The organism is Kocuria palustris (genome assembly GCF_007666205.1).
Classification (GTDB): domain Bacteria; phylum Actinomycetota; class Actinomycetes; order Actinomycetales; family Micrococcaceae; genus Kocuria; species Kocuria palustris_A.
In genome coordinates, this window is the sequence record NZ_VDOR01000002.1 from 240,815 (window position 1) to 260,130 (window position 19,316).

At 73.9% G+C, this 19,316-nt stretch carries 19 protein-coding genes; 13 read left to right on the forward strand and 6 right to left on the reverse strand.

The window, feature by feature from the left end; all coding sequences use genetic code 11:
- Nucleotides 1-112: 112 nt before the first annotated feature.
- From gdhA to FSY66_RS12765, 10 genes are all read left to right on the forward strand, one after another.
- Entirely contained in the window at nucleotides 113-1,459 is a 1,347-nt protein-coding gene (gdhA, locus tag FSY66_RS03185; RefSeq protein ID WP_144791205.1) for an NADP-specific glutamate dehydrogenase, read from the forward strand.
- 28 nt (nucleotides 1,460-1,487) lie between these two features.
- The gene (locus FSY66_RS03190; RefSeq protein WP_144791207.1) at nucleotides 1,488-2,549 is read left to right on the forward strand and encodes a FadR/GntR family transcriptional regulator; all 1,062 of its coding nucleotides are present in this window, start codon (nucleotides 1,488-1,490) and stop codon (nucleotides 2,547-2,549) included.
- A 280-nt stretch (nucleotides 2,550-2,829) separates the two neighbouring features.
- On the forward strand, nucleotides 2,830-2,928 hold the full coding sequence (locus tag FSY66_RS03195; RefSeq protein ID WP_009882927.1) for a 30S ribosomal protein bS22: 99 nt from the start codon (nucleotides 2,830-2,832) through the stop codon (nucleotides 2,926-2,928).
- Between the two features lie 154 nt (nucleotides 2,929-3,082).
- Nucleotides 3,083-3,370: a glutaredoxin family protein gene (locus tag FSY66_RS03200; RefSeq protein WP_144791208.1), complete on the forward strand. Its 288-nt coding sequence runs from the start codon at nucleotides 3,083-3,085 to the stop codon at nucleotides 3,368-3,370.
- Between the two features lie 46 nt (nucleotides 3,371-3,416).
- On the forward strand, nucleotides 3,417-4,091 hold the full coding sequence (locus FSY66_RS03205) for a histidine phosphatase family protein (RefSeq protein ID WP_186304379.1): 675 nt from the start codon (nucleotides 3,417-3,419) through the stop codon (nucleotides 4,089-4,091).
- A gap of 106 nt (nucleotides 4,092-4,197) precedes the next feature.
- On the forward strand, nucleotides 4,198-4,860 hold the full coding sequence (locus FSY66_RS03210; protein WP_144791210.1) for a TlpA family protein disulfide reductase: 663 nt from the start codon (nucleotides 4,198-4,200) through the stop codon (nucleotides 4,858-4,860).
- A gap of 10 nt (nucleotides 4,861-4,870) precedes the next feature.
- Nucleotides 4,871-5,629, forward strand: coding sequence for a cytochrome c biogenesis CcdA family protein (locus tag FSY66_RS03215; RefSeq protein WP_144791582.1), 759 nt, complete (start codon nucleotides 4,871-4,873; stop codon nucleotides 5,627-5,629).
- Nucleotides 5,630-5,828: 199 nt separating this feature from the next.
- Nucleotides 5,829-7,463, forward strand: a complete 1,635-nt coding sequence (gene resB, locus FSY66_RS03220) for a cytochrome c biogenesis protein ResB (protein WP_396350873.1) — start codon at nucleotides 5,829-5,831, stop codon at nucleotides 7,461-7,463.
- Nucleotides 7,460-8,590 carry a c-type cytochrome biogenesis protein CcsB gene (gene ccsB / locus FSY66_RS03225; RefSeq protein WP_144791213.1) on the forward strand — a complete coding sequence of 377 codons (1,131 nt, stop codon included), beginning with the start codon at nucleotides 7,460-7,462 and terminating at the stop codon, nucleotides 8,588-8,590. Before resB ends, ccsB begins: the two co-directional genes overlap by 4 nt.
- 148 nt (nucleotides 8,591-8,738) lie before the next feature.
- Nucleotides 8,739-8,864, forward strand: coding sequence for a hypothetical protein (locus tag FSY66_RS12765; protein ID WP_260853415.1), 126 nt, complete (start codon nucleotides 8,739-8,741; stop codon nucleotides 8,862-8,864).
- Nucleotides 8,865-8,904: 40 nt separating this feature from the next.
- Here FSY66_RS12765 and FSY66_RS03230 read toward each other — a convergent pair whose 3' ends face one another.
- Both FSY66_RS03230 and FSY66_RS03235 read right to left on the reverse strand, forming a co-directional pair.
- Nucleotides 8,905-9,312 carry a PLD nuclease N-terminal domain-containing protein gene (locus tag FSY66_RS03230; RefSeq protein WP_144791215.1) on the reverse strand — a complete coding sequence of 136 codons (408 nt, stop codon included), beginning with the start codon at nucleotides 9,310-9,312 and terminating at the stop codon, nucleotides 8,905-8,907.
- A gap of 65 nt (nucleotides 9,313-9,377) precedes the next feature.
- Nucleotides 9,378-10,403: a sulfite exporter TauE/SafE family protein gene (locus tag FSY66_RS03235; RefSeq protein WP_144791217.1), complete on the reverse strand. Its 1,026-nt coding sequence runs from the start codon at nucleotides 10,401-10,403 to the stop codon at nucleotides 9,378-9,380.
- 158 nt (nucleotides 10,404-10,561) lie between these two features.
- Between FSY66_RS03235 and FSY66_RS03240 the strand changes: the two genes are divergently transcribed.
- Together FSY66_RS03240 and FSY66_RS03245 are read left to right on the forward strand one after the other, a co-directional pair.
- On the forward strand, nucleotides 10,562-11,083 hold the full coding sequence (locus FSY66_RS03240) for an RrF2 family transcriptional regulator (protein WP_144791220.1): 522 nt from the start codon (nucleotides 10,562-10,564) through the stop codon (nucleotides 11,081-11,083).
- Nucleotides 11,084-11,117: 34 nt separating this feature from the next.
- Complete coding sequence (locus tag FSY66_RS03245) at nucleotides 11,118-11,411, forward strand: DUF4229 domain-containing protein (RefSeq protein ID WP_144791222.1); 294 nt, start codon at nucleotides 11,118-11,120, stop codon at nucleotides 11,409-11,411.
- Nucleotides 11,412-11,475: 64 nt separating this feature from the next.
- Here FSY66_RS03245 and FSY66_RS03250 read toward each other — a convergent pair whose 3' ends face one another.
- The 3 genes from FSY66_RS03250 to FSY66_RS03260 all read right to left on the reverse strand — a co-directional run bounded on the left by FSY66_RS03250 (nucleotide 11,476) and on the right by FSY66_RS03260 (nucleotide 14,705).
- Nucleotides 11,476-12,357: a 1,4-dihydroxy-2-naphthoate polyprenyltransferase gene (locus tag FSY66_RS03250; RefSeq protein ID WP_144791224.1), complete on the reverse strand. Its 882-nt coding sequence runs from the start codon at nucleotides 12,355-12,357 to the stop codon at nucleotides 11,476-11,478.
- 87 nt (nucleotides 12,358-12,444) lie between these two features.
- Nucleotides 12,445-13,713 (reverse strand): AMP-binding protein, encoded by a 1,269-nt coding sequence (locus tag FSY66_RS03255; protein WP_144791226.1) that lies wholly within the window; start codon nucleotides 13,711-13,713, stop codon nucleotides 12,445-12,447.
- A complete protein-coding gene (locus FSY66_RS03260) occupies nucleotides 13,713-14,705 on the reverse strand; it encodes a 1,4-dihydroxy-2-naphthoyl-CoA synthase (RefSeq protein WP_144791228.1) in 993 nt (330 codons plus the stop codon). Before FSY66_RS03260 ends, FSY66_RS03255 begins: the two co-directional genes overlap by 1 nt.
- A 49-nt stretch (nucleotides 14,706-14,754) precedes the next feature.
- On the opposite strand from FSY66_RS03260, the gene hrpB reads away from it, so the two are divergent.
- Nucleotides 14,755-17,439 (forward strand): ATP-dependent helicase HrpB, encoded by a 2,685-nt coding sequence (hrpB, locus tag FSY66_RS03265; RefSeq protein ID WP_144791230.1) that lies wholly within the window; start codon nucleotides 14,755-14,757, stop codon nucleotides 17,437-17,439.
- Nucleotides 17,440-17,533: 94 nt separating this feature from the next.
- On the opposite strand, the gene putP is transcribed toward hrpB, so the two are convergent.
- Nucleotides 17,534-19,243 (reverse strand): sodium/proline symporter PutP, encoded by a 1,710-nt coding sequence (putP, locus tag FSY66_RS03270; RefSeq protein ID WP_260853416.1) that lies wholly within the window; start codon nucleotides 19,241-19,243, stop codon nucleotides 17,534-17,536.
- Nucleotides 19,244-19,316: the final 73 nt, after the last annotated feature.

The following is a 19,316-nucleotide window of genomic DNA, read 5'->3' on the forward strand; positions in this document are numbered from 1 at the left end:
TCGCCCCGATCTTTGCCGGGGCAAAGAATGGCCCAGCGGCCCCACAGCGGCCCCCGGTCTGCCAGACTCGCATCTGGCCGGAACGAACGGTTCCGCCGGAGAGGACATCATCGTGCATGAGAAGCTGCAGCCGGTCCGCGAGACCGTCGTCGCCCGCAACCCTGGCGAGAAGGAGTTCATCCAGGCCGTCGACGAGGTCTTCGAATCGCTCGGACCGGTCGTCGCCCGTCGTCCCGAGCTGCTCGATGCCGCGATCCTCGAGCGCATCTGCGAACCCGAGCGCCAGATCATCTTCCGCGTCCCGTGGGTCGACGACCAGGGGCACACGCAGATCAACCGCGGCTTCCGCGTCGAGTTCAACTCGGCGCTGGGCCCCTACAAGGGAGGCCTGCGCTTCCACCCGTCGGTCTACCTCGGCATCGTCAAGTTCCTGGGCTTCGAGCAGATCTTCAAGAACTCGCTCACGGGCATGCCGATCGGCGGCGGCAAGGGCGGGGCGGACTTCAATCCGGCCGGGCGCTCCGACGGCGAGGTCATGCGCTTCTGCCAGTCGTTCATGACCGAGCTCTACCGCCACATCGGCGAGTACACCGACGTCCCCGCGGGCGACATCGGCGTGGGCGGCCGCGAGATCGGCTACCTGTTCGGGCAGTACAAGCGGATCACCAACCGCTACGAGTCCGGTGTGCTCACCGGCAAGGGCCTCACCTGGGGCGGATCGCTCGTGCGCACCGAGGCCACGGGCTACGGCACCGTGGAGTTCGCCCACCAGATGCTCAAGACCAAGGGCGACGACTTCGACGGCAAGACCGTGGCGGTCTCCGGCTCGGGCAACGTGGCGATCTACGCGATCCAGCTCGCCCAGAGCCGCGGCGCCAATGTCGTCACGGCCTCCGACTCGAGCGGGTTCATCCACGACCCGGACGGCATCGACCTCGAGATCCTGCGCCAGGTCAAGGAGGTCGAGCGCGGCCGCATCACCGACTACGCGGAGCGCCGGGGCGGCCGGGCCCGCTTCACGCCGGCCGAGAAGGCCTCCGTGTGGAGCGTGCCGGCCCAGGTCGCGCTGCCGTGCGCCACGCAGAACGAGCTCGACGGCTCGCACGCCCGCCAGCTGGTGGAGAACGGCGTGCTGGCGGTGGCCGAGGGCGCGAACATGCCCACCACAGCCGAGGGCGTGCACATCTTCCAGGACGCCGGGGTGCTCTTCGCCCCGGGCAAGGCGGCCAATGCCGGCGGCGTGGCCACCTCGGCCCTGGAGATGCAGCAGAACGCCTCGCGCGACTCGTGGACGTTCGACTACACCTCGGACCGGCTCACGGAGATCATGAAGGGGATCCACGACACCTGCGCGGCCCACGCCGAGGAGTACGGCCAGCCCGGCAACTACGTCGCCGGCGCCAACATCGCGGGGTTCATCAAGGTCGCGGACGCCATGCTGGCCCAGGGCGTCATCTGACGAGGAGAGGTGAACGTAGGCTTAGCACATGGCAACACATCGACGGGTCCTCCAATGGCTGGAGAACGAGCTCTTCGACGGGAACCTGGTCCTCGGCCAGCAGCTCCCGTCGGACAAGGACCTCGCCGCGATCCTGGGCGTGAGCCGCGGGACCATGCGCGAGGCTCTCAAGATCCTCGAGGCGCAGGGCGTCCTGCGCCTCTACGAGGGGGGCCGGAAGTCGATCCTGCCGGTGCTCGTCCGCGAGCCCGCGTCCTCCGCGGGGCCCGCGCTCCAGCTGCACATGGCCACGGCGGCATATCCGCTGCGGGACATCGTGCAGACGCGCATCCTGCTGGAGACGTGGGCCCTGCGGGAGTCCGACTACCGCAGCCCTGCCATGCCGGAGCTGCGTGCGATCCTGCGGGAGATGGCGCGTGACGACATCTCCCTCAAGGAGTTCCATCACCACTACGTCAGCTTCCACATCGCGCTGGTCAAGACGGCGGGCAACACCCTCGTCGCCTCGCTGATGTCGGCGCTGCGCGACTCGATCTACGAGTACACGATGGCGCTCGTGGGGCACGTCCCCCTGTGGTCCAAGACCGTGGACCGCATCCGCGCCGAGCACCAGGCGATCTTCTCGGCCGTGCTGGCCGGCGATCGCACCCTGGCGGCGCGGCTGGTCGAGGAGCACATCGAGTACCAGTACGTCGAGGCCGGGGTGGATCCGGAGCGCGGCAGCCGCGAACCGGAGGCCGAAGCGGCCGGGCCCACGGCGGGCCCGACCTCCTCCGGGCGGGTCTGGGTCTCCGAGGGGGAGGACCGGGCCGCCGAGCCCGGATCCGGCGGCGACGGCCCCCGGGCCGACCCCGGCCGGCCGGGCGCGGAGGCCTCGGCGGCCGAGTCCGCGCCGGTGAAGGAGGCTCCCACCGGCGATCTGCCGGTCACGACGGCCACGCGCACCGCCGGTCGCGGGGCCGCGGGCGGGGCCCCCGCCGCAGCAGCGGCCGGGGAGCGGGCGGCCGATGGCTCCGACGTCGCCGACGGCGGCTCCGTCGACGAGGGCGCCGGAGCTCGCTCGGGCGCGCCGGAGGCCGGGACGCGGTAGGAGGTCGATCCCCGGGAGCCGGGGCCGATGTGCCGGGGCCGCGCGGCGCACCGGGTCGATGAACCCCGGAGCCCCCGGTGGGGCTCTCGCCCCGAATACCACCGGATGGTGCCGAGGAGGTAGACTTCCGGGGAACGAATTCTCGGTGGGCGTCGTTTCCGCGCGCCCCCGTCGTCATCCCGGTCGCGCACCGGATGGACGTCCCGTGCGACGGGCCGGAGGCAGCGCGCGCCGACGCGCCGCGCCGGCCGGACCAACGAAATGTGAGTGAGGGAAGCCCATGGGCTCTGTGATCAAGAAGCGCCGCAAGCGCATGTCCAAGAAGAAGCACCGCAAGCAGCTGCGCAAGACCCGTCACCAGCGTCGCAACAAGAAGTGACCCGCTGACGACGGCGATCAGGAGGGGCCCCGCATCCCGTGCGGGGCCCCTCCTGCGTCCGCGCGCCGGACGGGCGCCGTGCGCAGGGTGCGGCGCCCGTCCCGCGCAGCCGCGGCGTCGGCGCGCGGGTGCGCCGGGTCGCTACGATCGGACGATGACCCAGCAGCCCCGCCATGCCCCCGATCTCACGACGCCGCCGGTGCGCCTGATCACCCGCACCGGGTGCCATCTCTGCCAGGAGGCGCGCGAGACCGTCGGAGCCGCCGCCCGGCGCCACGGGCTGGAGTGGATCGAGACGGACATCGGCGAGCTGCCGGCCTCGGAGCAGACCGAGCGCTGGCAGATCGAGGTCCCGGTCCTGCTGATCGACGGCCGGCAGCGGGACTTCTGGCAGATCGACCCCCGCCGCCTCGAGCGGCTGCTGGCCCAGCGCGAGGCCTGAAGCGCCCGATTCGAGCCCCGAGGCCAGGTCTGGGACAATGGCGGACATGTCCTCCACGACCGTCCACCTGCTCCGCCACGGCCAGGTCCGCAACCCCGACCGGATCGTCTACGGCCGCCTGCCGGACTTCCGGCTGGAGCCCCGCGGCGAGGAGATGGCCCGGATCGCCGCAGATGCCCTGGCCGCGCGCCGGGACGAGCAGGGCGCGCGCATCGTCCACCTCGTGGTCTCGCCGCTGCTGCGCACCCGCCAGACGGCCGAGCCCGTCGGCCGGGCCCTCGGGCTGGAGGCGCACCTGGACGAGCGCGTGATCGAGCCCTGGAACCACTTCGAGGGCCTGCACGTGGATGCCGCCGAGATCGCCCGGCCGGTGCACTGGCGCCACCTGATCGATCCGCTGCGCCCCTCGTGGGGCGAGCCGTACCGCTCCACGGTCGCGCGCATGGCGGAGGCCGCGATCGCCGCGGGGCGCCGGGCGGTCGAGATCGGGGGCGACGGCGCGGAGGCCGTGATCGTCTCGCACCAGCTGCCGATCTGGCTGACCCGCCTCTCGGCGGAGGGCCGGCCCCTGCCCCACGATCCCCGCCGCCGGCAGTGCAACCTCGGCTCGCTGACCTCCCTGCACTTCGAGGACATCGACTCCGGCGCCCGCCCGTCGGTCACCTACACCGAGCCGGCGGCGCACCTGTACTCAGGGGTCAACCAGCTTCCGGGTTCATGATGGCCCGCGTCTTCCCGGGCCCCTCGCACCCGCTCCCGGCGCAGCCGCGCCCGCGCCGCGCCGGCGCCCACCGCTCATCCCGACCCCGTCATCAGGTGACAGCATCGTGATCCGTCCTCCCCGCCCCCACCGCCCCCGCGGCGCCGCCGCAGCAGCCCGGCGCAGCCCCTCCGGGCGGCCGACCACCCGGCGCGCGCTGCTCGGCGCCTCCGGGGCGGGGCTGGGGGCGCTGGTCCTGGCGGCGTGCTCGCCCCAGGAGGACGACCTCGCGCAGCAGGCGAACGCGGGCGGGGACACCGGGTACATCGCCGGGGACGGCTCGGTGACGGAGTACTCCGAGGAGGAGCGCTCGGAGCCCGTGGAGTTCGAGGGAACGCTCTTCGACGGCACGGAGGTCTCGGGCGAGCAGCTGCGCGGGAAGCCCGCGCTGCTCAACTTCTGGTACGCCGGGTGCGCTCCCTGCCGCAAGGAGGCTCCGGACCTCGTCGAGCTGGCGCACGACTTCGAGGACCGCGTCGCCTTCTACGGGGTGAACGTGCGCGACGAGCAGCCCACCGCCGAGGCCTTCGAGCGCACCTTCGAGATCCCGTACCCGTCCTTCGAGGACCGCGACGGCGGCGTGCTGCTGGACCTGTCCGAGCACGTGCCCCCGCAGGCGGTGCCCACGACCCTGGTGCTCGACGCCCAGGGGCGAGTGGCCGCCAGGATCCTCGGGATCGCGGATCCCTCGATCCTGCGCACCGTCCTCGACGACGTGACGTCGGCCTGAGCCCGCTGTGATCGACGGCAACCCCTTCGCGGAGACCATTCTCGACGGATCGCTGCTGGCCGCCCTGCCGGTGGCCGCGCTCGCCGGGCTGGTGTCCTTCGCCTCCCCCTGCGTGCTGCCGCTCGTGCCCGGCTACCTCGGCTACGTCACGGGGCTGACGGGCATCGATCTGCAGAAGCAGAAGCGGGGCCGGATGCTGGCCGGCATCGGGCTCTTCGTGCTCGGCTTCACCCTGATCTTCCTGCTCATGTCGGTCGTGCTCGCCCAGCTCGGGGCCCTGCCCTGGCTGCGGGGGCAGACCTGGCTCATGGTCGTGCTGGGGGCCGTCGTCGTGATCATGGGCCTCGTGTTCATGGGCGGCATCGGCGTCCTGCAGCGCGAGCGCCGGATCGAGCGCCGGCCGCCGCCCGGGCTGTGGGGCGCGCCCGTGCTGGGGATCACCTTCGGACTGGGCTGGGCGCCGTGCATCGGCCCCACGTTCGCGGCGGTCCAGGCCCTGGCCTACAGCGGCGGCGCCTCCGTGGGCAAGGCCGCCCTGCTGACCTTCGTCTACTGCCTGGGCCTGGGGATCCCGTTCCTGCTGGCCGCGCTGGCCATGCGCCGCGGCATGGGGGCCCTCGACTTCTTCAAGCGCCACCGCGTGGCCCTGCAGCGCATCGGCGGGGCCATGCTGGTGGTGATCGGGCTGCTCATGATGACCGGCGCCTGGACGGCGTTCGTGTCCTGGATCCAGGCGGAGCTGGTCCAGGACTTCGTCCCGGTGATCTGAGGCGCGGATGAGAGAGGACACCCGGCGCCCCGGCGGGCGCGCGCGGCACAGGCGCACCGGCCACGGCGGCGCGACGGACGAGCAGGGACGGGCGCAGCGCGCCGTCGGAGAGCGAGAGGACACCGTGAGCACATCGCAGAAGGGCTCCGGAGGCAGCTCGGCGCAGGACGTCGCGGTCCCCGCCCTGGGGCCGCTGGGCATGCTGCGCTGGGCCTGGGCCCAGCTGACCAAGATGAACACGGCGCTGTTCCTGCTGCTGATGCTGGCGGTGGCCGCCGTGCCGGGATCGATCTTCCCCCAGCGCGTCCAGGACGTCGGGGCCGTCAACGACTACATCGAGTCCAATCCGCGGATCGGCCCGATCCTGGACCGGCTGCAGATGTTCGACGTCTTCTCCTCGGTCTGGTTCGCGGCCATCTACCTGCTGCTGTTCATCTCGCTCGTGGGCTGCGTGCTGCCCCGGGCGCGCAAGCACTGGCAGGCGTGGCGGGCGAAGCCGCCGCGCACTCCGCGGCGCTTCTCGCGGCTGCCGGTGAGCCGCAGCCTGCGCATCGGCGGGCGCGACGGCGCCGAGGCACCGGATCCCACCGCCGTCGTCGAGCGCAGCGCGCAGCTGCTGCGCAAGCGCGGCTACCGCGTGGACGTGCGCGACGTCGGCACCGCGACGCCGTCCGTGGGCGCCGAGCGCGGCATGTGGAAGGAGGTCGGCAACATCCTCTTCCACCTGGCGCTGCTGGGCATCCTCATCTTCATGGCCCTCGGCTCGATGTTCGGCTTCAAGGGCCAGAAGATCCTGACCGTGGGGGAGACGTTCGCCAACTCCCTGATCAGCTACGACTCGTTCACCCCGGGCTCGAACTTCGACGCCGACTGGCTCGAGCCGTTCACCCTGACGGTCGACGACTTCGACATCGAGTACAACCGCGACAGCCAAGACCCGGCCAGCTACGGCCAGCCGCTGGGCTTCGACGCCGACGTCACCGTCCAGGACGGCCCGGACGAGCAGCCGCGCCAGGAGGTCCTGTCGACCAACCAGCCGGTGTCCTCGAACGGGGTGCGCTCCTACCTGATCGGCAACGGCTACGCCCCCTCGGTGCGCGTGACCGACGGCGACGGCGACGTCGCCTACGAGGGCCCCGTCATCACGGTCCCCGAGGACCTGACGAACATCTCCTCGTTCACGCTCAAGGTCCCGGACGCGCAGCCCGAGCAGCTCGGCTTCACCGGCACGTTCCTGCCGACCGGCTACGTCGACGAGGCCTCGGGGCAGCTGACCTCGATCGACCCGGACCTGGGCAATCCCATGCTGGTCCTCTCCGCGTACTCGGGCGACCTGGGGCTCGACGACGGCGCTCCGCAGAACGTCTACGTCCTGGACGTGGAGGGCCTCGAGGAGCAGGCCTCGCCGACCACGGAGGGAGGGCCCCTCGTGCTCTCCGAGCAGAGCCCCAAGGCGCAGCTGCCGGACGGGCTGGGGGAGATCGAGTACCTGGGCACGGAGCGCTACGTCGGGCTGGACGTGAACTACGATCCCGGCACGGCCGGCGTCTTCGTCTCCTTCGTCCTGGCCTTCGGCGGGCTGATCATGTCGCTGTTCATCGTGCGGCGCCGCGCCTGGGTCCGCGTGCGCACCGTGCAGACGCCCGACGGCCCGCGGGCCGAGCTCGAGTACGCCCTGCTGGCCCGCGGCGAGGACCCGCGGCTGGAGGCGGAGGACGAGGCCCTGCTCGAGCTGTTCACGTCCGAGTGGGAGCAGACCGGCGTCCGGGAGGCCGCCGACGATGATGATCCGGAGGCGCGCAGCGCCCGGAAGGTGGGAGAATCGCGATCATGAGCACCGAAGTCAACACCGCGCTGGGGACCTGGTCGGAGCTGTTCATGCTCCTGGCCGCCCTGGTCTACCTCTGCGTCTTCATCTGCTTCGCGTGGGACATGGCCTCCCACTCGAAGACCCTCGCCGAGGCCGAGAAGGCGTCGGCGGCGCGCAGCGGGACCGCGAGCCGGCGGCAGCTCGTGGGCGCGGGCGCCGGCGGCAGCACCGCCGCCGGGCCGGCCCGGGACGAAGCGGCGGACCGCGAGCGTCCGCGCGACGAGCGCAACGACTCCGGCGCCGGCACCCGCGCCGGCGGGTGGCGCAGCTCGGGAGCCGAGAAGCTCGAGGGCCAGGTGGCCGACCCGCGGATGAGCTACGAGACCTCGGAGCGCCGCCCGGCGGCCCGCGCGGCCATCGTGCTCATGGTCATGGCCTTCGCGATCCATCTCGTGGCCGTCGTCATGCGCTCGATCGCCGCCTCGCGCGTGCCGTGGGGCAACATGTACGAGTTCTCCACCACGAGCGCGCTGATCATCGCCGGCATCTACCTGGTCCTGCTGATCCGCCGCGACCTGCGCTTCGTGGGCGTGCTGATCTCCGGTCTGGTCACCCTGCTGCTGACCATGGCCACGATCGCCTATCCCACGCCGGTCTCTCCGCTGCAGCCGGCGCTGCAGTCCTACTGGCTGATCATCCACGTCTCGATCGCGGTGGCCGCCTCCGCGATCTTCGCCGTGACGTTCGCGATGTCGGTGCTCCAGCTGATCCAGGACCGCCGCGAGCGCCGGATCCTCGCCGGCGGCGAGCCGGGCTGGGCGTTCATGCGCTCGGTGCCCTCGGCCAAGACCCTGGAGAACTTCGCCTACCGCCTCAACAGCGTGGGCTTCGTCTTCTGGACCTTCACCCTGGCTGCCGGCGCCATCTGGGCTCGCGATGCGTGGGGCCGCTACTGGGGCTGGGATCCCAAGGAGGTCTGGACCTTCGTGATCTGGGTGGTCTACGCGGCCTACCTCCACGCCCGCGCGACCCGCGGCTGGACCGGCACCCGCTCGGCCTGGCTGTCGATCGCCGGCTTCCTGTGCGTGCTGTTCAACTACTTCATCGTGAACACCCTGTTCGAGGGCCTGCACTCCTACTCGGGCCTCTGAGCCGGCCCCCGGCTCCGGCCGCTTCCTGAGATCAGGGGCCCCGCGTCGCATGACGCGGGGCCCTGCTGCCTCTCGGGCGGGGCCCGCCGGCTTCTGCGGCCCGACGACGGGCACGGCCGCCGGTTCTCCGCGGCCCTGCGGGGAGCGGGTGACCGCGGCATCCCGGCGGGCCCAGCAGCGTCGGGGCTCGCTCTCGCGGCAGCGTCTGCTGCTCGCCTGGCTGGCCGGACGGGCCGACCCGCAGGAGGCCCCGCGGCTCGATCCCTGGGGCTGAGCTGCGAGGGGACAGCCCGGGCGCGACGACGCGGCGGGGCTCAGCGCGCGGAGGGACCGGGCCCGGGAGCGCTCGGCGCGTCGTCGTCCGGGTCCTGCGAGTCCGACGCCGGGTCCTGACCGGGCTGGCCCTGGCCCGACTGCTCACGGGCCTGCCGCTCGCGCTCGGCCTGGCGGCGCTGGCGATCCAGCTCGCGGAGGAACTCGGGGTCGTCGTCGGGGCCCCTGCCGCGGACCGGACCGGCGCCCGGGCGGGCATAGCGCGGGCGGCCCAGCGTCAGCCACAGGATGCCGCCGATGACCGGGAGCAGGAGGATGATCGCCAGCCAGGGGCCGCGGCGCAGGGCGCGGATGTCGCGGGGATCCGAGCGCGCGCAGTCGATCAGGGAGTAGATGATCACCCCGACGGCCAGGGCGATCACGCCGATGATGAGGATGGCTCGGATCATGGCCCCATCGTAGGCAGAGGCGCCGCCCGCTCCGGAATCGGAGCAGCCTCCGGCGACGGGGGACGTCACCGACGGGCGGCTCGCACGGGCTCATCGAGGCGCTGCGCGCTCGCGGGGACCGCGGCCTCCGCCGGGCTCCCGGCGCCGCGCGTCCGCTCCGGCCCCGAGGCGCCCTCGGGCCCCGCGGGGTCAGGATGGTCCGCGTCGCTCGGGCGGTGTGCTGCCTCCGGGCTCCTGCGGTGCTCGATGATCGACCAGACGACCGCGGCGCACCACAGAGCGGCGATGACCGCAAGAGCGGCCTCGACCGCGGGGGCGGGCAGCGCGAGCGCCTCCGGGCCCATGAGCGTTCGGGCGTTCGTGAGCACGATCAGGCCCCCGACGGCGGGGCCGAGCACGCGAGCCGGGACGAAGCGCACGAGCGCTGCGGCGATCGGGGCGGCGATCGCCCCGCCGATCAGCAGGGCCAGCACCCAGGTGAGCTCGATGCCCTGGCTGCCCAGCGACAGCAGGAAGCCGAGCGAGGCGGCCACCGTGACCATGAACTCGGCGGTGTTCACCGAGCCCACGACCCGGCGCGGCTCCAGGCGGCCGTCGGCCAGCAGCGCCGGGGTGCCGACCGGGCCCCATCCGCCGCCCCCGGCCGCGTCCATGAAGCCGGCGAACAGGCCGAGCGGGGAGAGGAAGCTCGCGGGGACCCGATGCCCCAGCCGGTCCCGGCGCGGCCCCTTGAAGGTGAAGCGCAGCAGGATGTAGACGCCCAGGGCCAGCAGCACCGTCGACATGAGGGGCCTGGCTGCGGAGGCGTCGAGGCTCGACAGCACGGTCGCCCCGAGGAAGCCCCCGACGGCCCCGGGGATGCCGATCCTGAGGACCACACGCCGGTCGACGTTGCCGAAGCGCCAGTGCGAGAGACCGGAGATGAGCGTGGTGCCGACCTCCGCCAGATGGACGGTGGCCGAGGCGGCCGCCGGGTTCGCGCCGATCATCAGCAGCAGCGTCGTGGTCGTGACGCCGTAGGCCATGCCGAGGCCGCCGTCCACGAGCTGGGCGGCCAGGCCCACCAGGGCGATGAGGACCAGAGTGCGCACGGGATTCTCCTGACGAGGACGGGCTGAGGGGCCGGAGGCCGGCCGGCCGGGGTGACCGCGGCGAAACCGGCAAATCCCATGGGGAAGATGGGAAATGCGCCGGACCGAGCGTCACAGGGCCCCGGGACCGTCGTCAAAGACCGTGAAACAATCGACACATGGAGATCTCCGCCCGTGCCGAGTACGCGATCAGGGCCATGCTCATGCTCGCCGAGGCCCATGCGGACGGGACCGCGGCGGTGCCCGCGCAGGTGCTGGCCCAGCGCCAGGAGCTGCCGGCCAAGTTCCTCGAGGTCATCCTGGGGCAGCTGCGCCGCGGGGGGCTGGTCGTCAGCCGCCGCGGGGCCGCCGGCGGATACCGGCTGGCGGCGGCGGCCGACGAGATCATGATCGGCTCGGTCATCCGCACGGTGGAGGGCCCGCTGACCGGGGTCCGGGGGCAGCGCCCGTCCGACACGGCCTATGCCGGCCCGGCCGAGCACCTGCCGGTCGTCTGGGTCGCCCTGCGCGCCGCCATGCGCCGGGTCCTCGACGAGGTCTCCCTGGCCGAGGTCCTCAGCGGCAGGTTCCCCGAGCACATCCTCGCCCTGGCCGACGAGCCCGGCGCCTGGACCGACCGCTGGCCCGTCTCCCGGGATCCCCGCGGCCCAGGGCCGATCCCATCCGAGCCGGCGCCCTGAGCCGACGTCCAGGGGCGGGGCCTAGACTGTCGCGGTGAGCTTCCTGAAGTACTCCGCCCTGCGCCTGGCCATCCTCGCCCTCGCGTTCGTGCTGTTCATGGCACTGGACCTCGGCCTGCTCTTCTCGGGCCTCGCGGCCGTGATCGTGGCCTTCGCCGTGTGCTACCTGTTCTTCCCCCGGCTGCACATCGCCGCGAGCGAGGACCTGCACCGCGCCGTCTCCCGCTCCCCGAAGCCGAGGGGCCGCGACCGGCTGCGCGACTCGGCTGAGGAGGACACCGAGGCCGAGGCCTACCGCCGCAGCAGGGACGACGAAGAGCTGCTCTGACCCGTCGTCCCGCTCGACCGGAGGTCGGCCGCCGCACGGGCTGACCGACGCGCCGACCGGGGTCTCAGACCGCCTGGTGCAGCACCACCGCGGCCAGGAACAGCAGCGACCACACGAGGTTGAGGATCCCGCACTGCTTGAGCACGGGGATCAGCGCCGAGCGCTCGGTCGCCCACAGCACCGTGCGGGAGGCGAGCACGCCGAGCGGGGCCGCCAGCAGCACCAGCAGGAACCACGGATTGCCCGGCAGCAGGAACAGGTGCAGCGCGAAGGCCAGCCCGATCTCCGCCGCGAAGACCACGCGGGCCCAGCGATCGCCGATCCGCACGGCCAGCGTCAGCTTCCCGACCTCGCGGTCGCCCGGGATGTCGCGGATGTTGTTGGCCATCAGCAGGGCGCACGCGAACAGGCCGGTGGCCACCGCGGCGATCCAGGCCTCCAGGTTCAGCTCCCCGGCCTGGGTGAGGGTCGTGCCGAGCACGGCCACGAGCCCGAAGTAGACGAAGACCGCCAGGTCGCCGAAGCCGCGGTAGCCGTACGGCCAGGGCCCGCCCGTGTAGCCCCACGCCGCGAGCACGGCCGAGGCGCCGATCACCAGGAACCACCACTGGCCCGACAGGGCGATCAGCACGAGGCCCGCCAGCATGGCCAGTCCGAAGCACGTCAGCGCCGCGGCGAGCACCTCCCGGGCAGTGGCCGCGCCTGAGCCGACCAGGCGCATGGGGCCCACGCGGTCGTCGTCCGTGCCCTTGATCCCGTCGGAGTAGTCGTTGGCGTAGTTGACGCCGATCTGCAGCAGCAGGGCCACCAGGAAGGCCAGCACCGCCCGGACGAGATCCGCGCCCCAGAGGGACTGCGCGGCGGCGGTGCCGGCGATGACCGGCGCCAGGGCCATGGGCAGGGTGCGCAGGCGCGCGCCCTCGACCCACTGGGCGGGTGTTGCCACGGTCAGGACCTCCTCGGGACGGCGGGGAACCGGCCCATCATTTCATGAGCGGCCGACGGCTCGGACCCCGCGGCCGGGGCGGCCGGCTCAGCCCCTGCGGCGCTCGAGCAGCGCGCGGATCGCGGCGCGGTCCGGCTTGCCGGTGGGCAGCAGGGGCAGCTTCCGCGCGAGCTCCCAGTGCTTGGGGACGGCGGGCGCCCCCAGGGCCTCGCGCACCGCCGCGGACAGGCGCTCGGTCAGCTCCCCGGCCGCCGCGGGATCGCCGTCGGCATCGCCGCCGGGACCGGGCTCGGGGACGATGAGGGCGGCGACCGCCTGGCCCCATCGCGGGTCCGGCAAGCCCAGGACGACGGCCTCGCGCACGTCCGGATCACGCAGCAGCTCCTGCGCCACGACGCCGGCCGAGACCTTGATCCCGCCCGTGACGACGACGTCGTCGGCCCGCCCGGACACGCTCAGGCGACAGCCGTCCCAGCGCCCGAGGTCATCCGTGCGATACCAGCGCCGGCCGTCGATCACGCGCACGTGCCGGGCCGTCTGCGCCTCGTCGTCGAGATAGCCGGGGGTGACGACCTCGCCGCCGAGCCAGATGCGCCCCGCCGCGTCCTCCGGCCCGGGGGCCTGCTCGCCCTCCGGCGGCCCGTCGGGCTCCACCCGGACCCCGACCCCGTCGAGCGGGCGGCCGTCGTAGACGCAGCCGCCGCAGGTCTCGGACATGCCGTACGTGGTGACCACGCGGGCCCCGAGGCGCCGCGCGCGCTCGAGCAGCCGCGCGGAGGCCGCCGAGCCGCCGAGCAGCACCGCGTCGAACGCGGCGAGGGCGGTCCGGACCTCGTGGCCGCCCGGCGCCTCGGCGGCCTCGACGAGCCGGGCCAACTGGGTCGGCACGAGGGAGACGTGGCGGACGGGGCCGTCCAGGCCCGCCGTCGCACGCGCGAACGCGGACGGGTCGAAGCTGCCCTCGGGCATCCCGACCGGGCGGGTGCCGGCCAGGGCGGAGCGGGCCAGCACCTGGATCCCGGCCACGTAGTGGGCGGGCAGGCACAGCAACCACTGCCCGTGCCCGCCGGTCCGCGCGGCCGTGGCCTCGCCCGAGGCCCGCAGCGACTCCGAGGTGAGCACCGTGCGCTTGGGGCGCCCGGTCGAGCCCGAGGTCGACACGACGACGGCCGGGCCCGGGCGCGAGAGCACCCCCTCGAGGCGCTCCAGCAGACCGGCGGGACCGCCCGGCTCGGCCGCCGAGCCGGGCCCGTCCAGGACCAGGACGTCGTCGGGCAGCCGGGCCGAGCGCGGCGCAGGAGCCGGGCTCCCGGGCAGGGCGGCGCCGCGCGCGTCATCCGGGGGCGGCGTCGGCATCAGAAGTGGTACGGGAACGCGGACCAGTCCGGATCCCGCTTGCCCAGGAAGGCGTCGCGTCCCTCGACCGCCTCATCGGTCATGTAGGCCAGGCGCGTCGCCTCTCCGGCGAAGACCTGCTGGCCGACCATGCCGTCGTCGGGCAGGTTGAACGCGTACTTGAGCATGCGGATCGCCTGGGGCGACTGTGCGCAGATCATGCGGCACCACTCGATCGCGGTGGCCTCGAGCTCGGCGTGGGGCACGACCTCGTTGACCGCCCCCCTGCGATGCATGTCCTCGGCGGTGTGCTCCCTGGCCAGGAAGAAGATCTCCCGGGCGTTCTTCTGCCCCACCTGCCGCGCCAGCAGCGCGGAGCCGTAGCCGGCGTCGAACGAGCCCACGGTGGCGTCCGTCTGCTTGAACATGCCGTGCTCGGCGGAGGCGAGGGTCAGATCGCACACGACGTGCAGCGAGTGCCCGCCGCCGGCGGCCCAGCCGGAGACCGCGGCGATCACCGGCTTGGGCATGGTGCGGATGAGGCGCTGGACCTCCAGGATGTGCAGCCTGCCCGCGCGGGCCGGATCCACCGACTCGGCGGTCTCGCCCTGGGCGTACCGGTAGCCGTCGCGCCCGCGGATGCGCTGGTCGCCGCCCGAGCAGAAGGCCCAGCCGCCGTCCTTGGCCGAGGGGCCGTTGCCGGTCAGGACGACGGCCCCGACGTCCGAGCTCATCCGCGCGTGGTCCAGCACGCGGTAGAGCTCGTCGACGGTCCCGGGGCGGAAGGCGTTGCGGACCTCCGGGCGGTCGAAGGCCACCCGGACCCACGGCAGATCGCGCTCGATCGAGCCGTCCTCGCCGCGGCTCACGCCGCGGTGGTAGGTGATGTCGACGAGGTCCTCGAAGCCCTCGACGGTGCGCCACTGCACCGGGTCGAAGATCTCGGAGACCTGCGGGGGGAGCTGGGATGCGGAGGAGTCGTTCACACGGGGCAGTCTACGAGCCGCCCGCATCGACCGCCCCGGCCCGGGCCCGCCCGATGCGGGTGGGAGACTGGAGCCCATGACCGATCTCGACCTGCAGCGCCTCGGGGCGCACCTGCCCTTCGCCGAGGCCGTGCCCCGGCTGCAGGAGGCTCTGCGCGGCCCCGGGATCGCGGTCGTGCAGGCGCCGCCCGGCACGGGCAAGACCACCCTGGCCCCGCCTGCCGCCGCGCAGACGCTCGACGCGGGACCGGACCGCCGGATCGTCGTCGTGCAGCCCCGCCGGGTGGCGGCGCGGGCAGCGGCTCGGCGCCTGGCGCACCTGAGCGGCACCCGGCTGGGGGAGCTCAGCGGCCTGACGGTGCGCGGCGAGCGCGAGACGGGCCGCGCCACCGCGGTGGAGTTCGTGACCCCGGGCGTGCTGGTCGGGCGCCTGCTGCGGGATCCGGAGCTGCCCGGGACGGCGGCCGTCGTGCTCGACGAGGTGCACGAGCGCGGCCTGGAGACCGACCTGCTCCTGGGGATGCTCCTGGAGCTGCGCCAGCTGCGCGAGGACGTGGCCCTGATCGCCATGTCGGCGACCCTCGACGCCGGGTCGTTCGCGGGGCTGATCGAGCAGTCCCTGGGGCTGCCCGACGTGCCGATCGTGGACAGCCGGGCGGTCGAGCACCCCCTCGAGGTCCGCTGGGCCCCCGGGCGCGGGCACCGGCTCGACGAGCGCGGCGTGTCCCGGGAGTTCCTGGACCACGTGGCGCGCACCGCGGAGCAGGAGCATCGGCTCGGGCTGGCGCAGGATCCCGAGCTGGACGCCCTGGTCTTCCTGCCCGGCGCCGGGGAGGTCGCCCACGTGGCCGCTCGCCTGCGGGAGAGCTCCCGGGCCGAGGTCCTCGAGCTGCACGGCAGGATCCCGGCCGCCGAGCAGGACCGGGCCGTCGCCGGCCGGGGGCCCGAGGACGGGCCGCGCATCGTGGTCTCGACCGCGCTGGCCGAGTCCTCGCTCACCGTGCCCGGGGTCCGGCTGGTCGTCGACGCCGGGCTCTCCCGCGAGCCGCGCCGCGATGCCGTGCGGCGGATGTCGGGCCTCGTCACGGTCTCCGCTTCCCGCGCCTCGGGGCGCCAGCGCGCCGGCCGCGCGGCGCGCACGGGCCCGGGCACGGTCGTGCGCTGCTACGACGAGTCCACGTGGGCCGCGATGCCCGAGCGCTCGGTCCCGGAGATCCGCACCGCCGACCTCACGTCGGCGGCCCTCGTCCTGGCGTGCTGGGGGACGCCGGGCGGGGAGGGCATGAGCCTGCTGGACCCGCCCGCCCCGCGGGCCCTGGCGGATGCGCATCGCACGCTGCGCTCGCTCGAGGCCCTCGACGACGAGCTGCGCCCCACGGGCACGGGGCGGCGACTGGCGGGGCTGCCCGTCGACCCGCGCTGGGGCAGGGCCCTGCTCGACGGGGCGGCGCTGGCGGGCGCGCGGTCCGCGGCCGACGTCGTGGCCGCCGCCTCCGACGACATCCGCACCCCCGACGGCGATCTCGTCCGCCTGCTGTCCCGGCTGCGCCGCGGCGACCACCCGGCGGCCGGGCGCTGGAGGGCCGAGGCGCGACGGCTGCGCTCGCTGGCCGGGGCCCCCGGCGGCGACCACGGCGCCGACGACTCCGAGCGCGGCGGGGCGTCCCGCGCCCCAGCCGACACGGAGCGGCCGGAGCCCGGCATCGGCTCGGCGCGCGACGAGGCGGGACTCGTCGTGGGACTGGCCTTCCCGGACCGGATCGCCCGCCGGATGGACCGGGCGGGGGAGCAGTGGCTGCTGGCCTCGGGGACCCGTGCGGGGCTGCCGGCCGGGTCGCCGCTGGCGCACGAGCAGTGGCTCGCGGTCGCCGACATCACCCGCTCGCAGGCCGCCGCCGCGGCCGGGACAGGCGCACTCATCCGCTCGGCCGCGGGCCTGGAGCGGGAGACGGCGGAGCAGGCGGCCGGCTCGCTGCATCGGCGGGAGCTGTCGGTGCGCTTCGTCGACGGCCGGGCCAGGGCGCGCGACGTGGAATCGATCGGGGCGATCGAGCTCAGCGCGACGCCGGCTCGTCCCTCGCCCCAGCAGGCGGCCCCCGCGATCCGGCGCGCCCTCGAGGAGCAGGGACTCGAGCTGCTCGCGTGGCCCGATCCGGCCGCGCAGCTGCGCGCCCGTCTGGCGGCCTGCCACCGGCACCTCGGGGCGCCCTGGCCCGCCATGGACGACGAGTCCCTGGCGGGCCGGGCGCAGGTGTGGCTCGGGCCCGAGCTCGACGCCCTGGCCCGCGGGGCCTCGGTGCGCTCGATCGACACGGCCTCCGCCCTGCGCCGCCTGCTGCCCTGGCCGGAGGCCTCTCGTCTCGACGAGCTCGCCCCGCAGCGCCTGACGGTGCCCTCCGGGGCCTCGCACCGGCTGATCTGGCCGCAGCGGTGGGAGCAGCCCGAGGTCGCGCTCAGCGATGCGGAGGAGCACGCCGGCGGCGGGCGCGGTCAGGTCCCGCAGCCGATCGTGCGGGTGAAGCTCCAGGAGTGCTTCGGGCTGGCGGAATCGCCGCGGCTGCTCGACGGGCGCCTGCCCGTGCTCTTCCACCTGCTCTCGCCGGCCGGGCGGGAGCTGGCCATCACCGCGGACCTGGCCTCGTTCTGGTCCGGGCCGTACCGCGAGGTCCGCGCCGAGATGCGCGGCCGCTACCCGAAGCACCCGTGGCCCGAGGACCCCTGGAGCGCCCAGGCGACGGCGAGGACCCGACGCCGCGGGTGAGCGCCGCCGCCCGGTGGAGCGGGCGGACGCGGAGGGGCCCGGGGCGGCCGATGCCGCCCCGGGCCCCTCGCGCGCTCAGCTCAGGCTGCGCGGATCAGTCGCGCTGCGTCCACGGAGCCGCGTCGGCGGAGCCGTGAGCCGTCGAGCCGCGGGCCGTCGAGCCGCCGGCCGGGGCGGAGCCCTGTGCCGCGGACTGCGGGGCCGCGGTCCCGGCCGAGGGGGCGCCGGCCGGCCGCGGCTGCGACAGGGCGGAGTCGTCCTCCGGCAGCCCCTCGCGGGAGCGGGCCACGGCGGCGTCGAAGTGGTCGTCGATCCCCGGCTCGCTGCGGTAGGTGGCCAGCGAGACCACCACGGCCACGATCAGGGCGGCCAGGAAGCCCGGGATGATCTCGTAGAGATCCGCCCAGGGGGTCGAGGGCCAGATCAGCACGACGGCCGCGCCGACGACCATGGCCGCCGTGGCGCCGTAGCCCGTGAGCTTCTTCCAGTACAGCGACAGCAGCACGATCGGGCCGAACGCGGCGCCGAAGCCGGCCCACGCGAAGCCCACGAGGGCGAGGATCGACTCGGACGGGTTCAGCGCCATCAGCGCGGCGACGAGCGCCACGACGAACACGGCGGCCCGGGAGACCCACAGCGACGAGCTGCCGGTCAGGGGGCGCCGCCGGATGAGCAGCATGAGGTCCTCGACGAAGGCCGAGGCGGTGACCACGAGCTGGGAGGACAGCGTGGACATGATCGCCGCGAGCACGGCGGCCAGCACGAGCCCGGCCAGGAACGCCGGGAACAGGCCGATGGCCGCGTCCAGGAACACCGTCTCGGCCGTCTCGGAATTGGTCAGGCTCAGCCGCCCGCGGTCCACCAGGGGCAGGGCGAACAGCGCGGTGAGGATCGCGCCGATGACGCACAGGGCCATCCAGACGATGTTCCAGCGGCGGCCGGCGACGGCCTCGTGGTGGCTGCGCAGGGCCATGAAGCGCACGAGGATGTGCGGCTGGCCGAAGTAGCCGAGGAACCACGCGAACAGGGAGATGACGCCGATGAGACCGCCGGCCGCGCCGATGTCGAAGAGGTTCCAGGCGCCGGGCTTGACCTCGGACACGCTCTGGACGATGTTCGACGGCCCGCCGGCGATGAACAGCGTCACGAGGGGCACCGCGAGCAGCGCCAGGAACATCAGCGTGCCCTGGACGAAGTCGGTGAAGCTGGCGCCCAGGAAGCCTCCGACCAGGGTGTAGAGGATCGTCACGCCCGCGATGATGAGCATGCCGATCAGGTACGTCTGGCTGTTCGACCAGCCGAAGCTGTCCTCGAGGGCCGCCCCGAACGCCGCGGCGGCGAAGTTGCCGCCGGCGACCATGCCGGAGGAGATGTAGAACGTGAAGAAGATGAGGATGACGAGCCCGGAGACCACGCGCAGCATCCGGCCGCCGCGCACGAGGCGGTTGCCGAAGAACGACGGCAGGGTGATCGCATTGCCGTACTGCTCGGTGAACAGGCGCAGGCGCGGGGCGACGATCTTCCAGTTCACCCATGCGCCCAGGGTCAGGCCGATGGCGATCCAGGCCTGGGCCATGCCGCCGATGTAGAGGGCGCCGGGCAGGCCCATGAGCAGCCAGCCCGACATGTCGGAGGCGCCGGCGGACAGCGCGGCGACGGGGGCGGGCAGGTCGCGCCCGCCGATCATGTAGTCGTCCTTGTCGTTGGTGCGCGCGGACGCCCAGAGGCCGATGCCGATCATCGCCAAGAAGTACAGGGCGATGGCGGCCATCATCCACCAGAAGCCCGAACCTGATTCGATCATGGGGTTCCTCTCGGTCCGGGCCGCGGCGATCGCCCAGCCCGGGTCGTGGTCGTGGTCGAGGGAGGCAGGAAGC